The organism is Streptococcus mitis (assembly GCF_001579035.1).
GTDB classification, from domain to species: Bacteria; Bacillota; Bacilli; order Lactobacillales; family Streptococcaceae; genus Streptococcus; species Streptococcus mitis_J.
The window spans coordinates 64,750-68,789 of record NZ_KQ970289.1; the positions used below are offsets into that span (position 1 = coordinate 64,750).

Sequence of the window (4,040 nt, forward strand, 5' to 3'; positions counted from 1 at the left end):
CCTTCATGGGCCACATTTCCACCTGTCATGGTTACAGTTTCAGGCATGCCACCCATAAGGAATTGAACACAATCCAACTCATGGATGTGGTGATACAAGTGACCACCTGATTTTTCACGAATTTTTTTCCATGATACGGACGGTTGTTGTTCTTCCCAACCATTACGAGCTGTGTGACAATATAGAACGTCTCCGATAACTCCTTGATTAATCAATTCTTTTGCATGATGGACACCATTAAAGAAGTTCATAATATGTCCTGCCATAAAGGTTACATTGTTTTCTTTGCATGCATCTACCATCTCACGGCAATCTTGATAAGAAAGCGCAATTGGTTTTTCACAGAAAACATTTTTACCATGCTGTGCAGCCTTAATAACCGGTTCCTTATGAAGATTATTTGGAGTTGCGACGATAACACAATCTACTTCATCGCTAGAAACCAACTCATCTAAGGAACTTGCTACTTTTGCTCCCAATTCTTCTGCAATTACTTCTGCATTATCTGGGTCATAGAGAAGAGTAATCTCTGCTCCATCATTCTTTTGCATATAACGAGCCAACTCAGCTCCAAAATACCCTGTTCCAACAACACCGTATTTAACCATGTTTTTTCTCCTTTATTATTGAATAAACTTTCTAATTTTAACTTATACTCTTCGAAAATCTCTTCAAACCGCGTCAACGTCGCCTTACTGTGCGTATGGTTACTGACTTCGTCAGTTTCATCTACAACCTCAAAAACATGTTTTGAGCTGACTTCGTCAGTTTCATCTACAGCCTCAAAAACGTGTTTTGAGCTGACTTCGTCAGTTTTATCTGCAACCTCAAAGCTGTACTTTGAGCAGCCTACGGCTAGTTTCCTAGTTTGCTCTTTGATTTTCATTGAGTATTACTTCACAGATCCTTCTGATAATCCACTTGCAATCTTATTTTGGATAATAGAGAAGAAAATGATTGATGGAAGAACCACAATAACAGATGCTGCCATCATATCTCCCCAGTCTAAAATTTCTGAACCGTTAAGTGAACGAAGGGCTACTGCTACTGTCATCTTTCCTGTATTGTTAATCAAAATCAAAGCATACAAGAATTCATTCCAAGCATTGATAAATGTATAAATAGCTGTTGCTACAATACCTGGTGCTACAATCGGTAGCACAACTTTATAAAACGTAACAAATTTATTCGCACCATCAATTCGAGCTGCTTCTTCAATTCCAATTGGAACTGTTTGGAAAAATCCAACTAAGAGCCAAACTGCATATGGAACACTAAAAGATAGATAAACCATCATCAAGCCAAATAAACTATTTGTTAATCCAACTTTAGCAATGGCAATTGAATAGGGAATTGCTAACAAAATTGGTGGGAAAATGTAGGTAATGACCAGTAATCTTGACATGATTGCTCCCAATTTAGGGAAGAATCGAACAATACCATAGGCTGCCATAGCAGAAATAATAATCGCAATAAGGGTTGTAGCTAAGGCAATGATTAAACTGTTTCGAATATTATCAATAAAGTGCAAATCGTTGATAACATGAGTGAAATAATCTAATGTAAACTGTTCAGGCCAAAATCGTGTTGGATACTGAGTTAATTCCCCTTTACCCTTGACAGACGATATGATAATCCATACCAATGGGAAAATTGCAACAATGGTCGCACCAATCAAGAGTACATGTGAGAGAATATCTAAATAAATACTGGATTTCTTCTTCATTATTTTCTACCCTCCTTTTCCCACTTACTGATGATAGCAAAGTAGATAAAGCAAATCGCCACCAAGAAGATAAAGAGCAACACTGTAACTGCTGAGGCACGACCCAACAATTTAGTTCCCCAACCCAGGTTGTAAGCAAAAATTGGAAGCGTCGTTGTAGCATTGGCTGGTCCACCACCAGTAATGAGGTAGATAATGTCAAAGTTATTAAAGATCCATACAGTTCTCAAAACAACTAGAAGCCCTACAACCACTTTAATATGTGGAAAGACGATAAACTTGAACACCTGCCAACTTGAAGCACCATCTATCTTAGCAGCCTCAAATTGTTCTTCTGGTACTGTTTGCAAAGCTGAAAGCACATTGACCATAATCATCGGCGCTCCAAACCAAATGTTGATAAACACCAAACATAGGAATGCCCATGTACTATCTGTCAAAAATGCAGGCGTATGTTCCATTAAACCTAATTTTACGATTAGATTAGGTAAGTAGCCATAAACCCCGTTTAGAATCCATTGCCAAGAGAAGGCAATAACGATTGTAGGAAATGCCCAAGGAACAATCAATAAGGTCCTATATAATTTCTTGAAGTGGCGTACTCTGTGAAGAGCTAAAGCCAATACAAACCCTACTAAAACTTGACCAACTAATGAGAAAACGGTCCACTTAATTGAATTAAAGAACGCATTAAAGAAGTTGGGATCTGATAGCACAGCTTTATAGTTAGCTAAACCAACAAATTTGTAATTGGGCATAATCAAATGCTTATTGGTAAAGCTATAAAAAATACTCGAGAAAAACGGATAAACAAAGAGTAATCCTACGATAATCATAGCTGGCAAAACAAATATCCAGCGAGTTAAATTACGTTCTTTAACCATTCTCCTTCTCCCTTCTTTTACAAGATTGGGCTAGGGCTTTTCAGCTCACTAGCCCACCTATTTTCTAGTCTTTTACACCTACTGAACAGCCTCAAATAAATCGTTTAATTGTTTTTCTGCTTCTTTTGCTGCTTTCATAGGGTCTGTTCCATTTGTAATGATATCTTGGAACATTTGTTCAATAATGTGTTGGTTAGTCAACATACCAGCTTGTACACTTGGTCCATTTTCATAACCAATAGCAGTACCTTTTTTAACAGCTTCAGTAATTACTTCTTCAGCATGTTTAAATTTCTTACGAGTTTCATTTTCTTTATAGGCTGCAGAATCGCTAATCCCCTTAATAGTTGGCAACATACCTACTGGAGTTGAATCAAGGAATTTAACGTAGTCTTCTTCATTATAAAGTGATTCTAAGAATGCTTTAGCAACTTCTGGATGTTTTGAATTTTTCCAAACAACCATTGGAATGTTTGAGGTTTCAATTCCTTGGTCTTTATCAGACTCTTTGATTTTTGGAATAGGATAAGCATCAATTGAATCAATCAATTGAGGACTGTTGGCATTGATTCCTCCAATATGGAAGCCAGAGTTAAAGTCAAATGCTGTTTTTCCTTGATAGAACAAGGTAGCTTGTTGAAGGACATTAAAGTTCAAAGAATCTTGAGGTGAAATTTCTTTATACATTTTAACCCAGTATTTAATACCATCTTGAGCAAGTTGACTTGTCAAATCTGCTTTAAGATCTTTTGTCAAGAGACTTCCACCACCACTACGTACGTAGAAGTTCAAGAAACGTGTTGCCATTAAGTCATTTGTTCCAAACGGAACAGACAATCCATAAACTCCAGCTTCTTTCAATTTTTTAGAAGCTTCATAGAGTTGATCCCAAGTTTTAGGAACCTCAATGTTATGTTCTTTTAACAAATCAGTTCTAACCCACATAACTTGTGCATGTGAATAAAGAGGAACAGAATAATAATCATCTCCGATTTTTGCTTCATTTAAGGCAGTTTCGTTAAATTTATCCTGTCCAATACGCTTGATAGAATCATTTAGCGGAACCAAAGCATCTGAGTTGACCATTTCCATTACTTGGTTAGGAAGAGCTGTACTGATATCTGGCACATTCCCATTTGCTAAACCTGTAGTCCATTTAGTATAGAAGTCATTCCAAGAGAATGTTTCAATCTTGATTTTCGTTTTTGGATGCTTTTGCATGAAAGCATCTGCTGATTTTTGAATACTTTCTAAACGTGGTCCTTGAGTAAAGGAGTGCCACATTGTAATCTCACCAGATAATTCTGTCGGTGGTTCAGTACTAGTTGTAGTTTCTTTCTTTCCTGAACAAGCTACCAAGGCAACGGCTGCTAGCGCAACTCCAGCTAGACATAAAAAACTTTCTCATTTTTTCTATTGTTCTTCCCTTT

The 4,040-nt window shown here is 37.0% G+C and carries 4 protein-coding genes and 1 pseudogene; all 5 read right to left on the reverse strand.

From position 1 onward, the window contains the following. Positions 1-608: Gfo/Idh/MocA family protein (locus tag SMIDD26_RS13150; RefSeq protein WP_246746987.1), on the reverse strand; the 608-nt coding region annotated here is incomplete at its 3' end. Beyond that, complete coding sequence (locus SMIDD26_RS13155) at positions 491-886, reverse strand: hypothetical protein (RefSeq protein ID WP_246746988.1); 396 nt, start codon at positions 884-886, stop codon at positions 491-493. The genes SMIDD26_RS13150 and SMIDD26_RS13155, both read right to left, overlap by 118 nt. Positions 887-892: 6 nt before the next feature. Then, a complete protein-coding gene (locus SMIDD26_RS07530) occupies positions 893-1,726 on the reverse strand; it encodes a carbohydrate ABC transporter permease (RefSeq protein ID WP_050245992.1) in 834 nt (277 codons plus the stop codon). Beyond that, positions 1,726-2,610 carry a carbohydrate ABC transporter permease gene (locus tag SMIDD26_RS07535; RefSeq protein ID WP_000237988.1) on the reverse strand — a complete coding sequence of 295 codons (885 nt, stop codon included), beginning with the start codon at positions 2,608-2,610 and terminating at the stop codon, positions 1,726-1,728. Before SMIDD26_RS07535 ends, SMIDD26_RS07530 begins: the two co-directional genes overlap by 1 nt. Positions 2,611-2,688: 78 nt before the next feature. Beyond that, positions 2,689-4,027, reverse strand: a pseudogene (locus SMIDD26_RS07540) (ABC transporter substrate-binding protein). Positions 4,028-4,040 lie beyond the last annotated feature (13 nt).

Coding starts and splice junctions, on each gene's coding strand:
- SMIDD26_RS07530 (WP_050245992.1), bottom strand. CDS start 1,726: ATGAAGAAGAAATCCAGTATTTATTTAGATATTCTCTCACATGTACTC.
- SMIDD26_RS13155 (WP_246746988.1), bottom strand. CDS start 886: ATGAAAATCAAAGAGCAAACTAGGAAACTAGCCGTAGGCTGCTCAAAG.
- SMIDD26_RS07535 (WP_000237988.1), bottom strand. CDS start 2,610: ATGGTTAAAGAACGTAATTTAACTCGCTGGATATTTGTTTTGCCAGCT.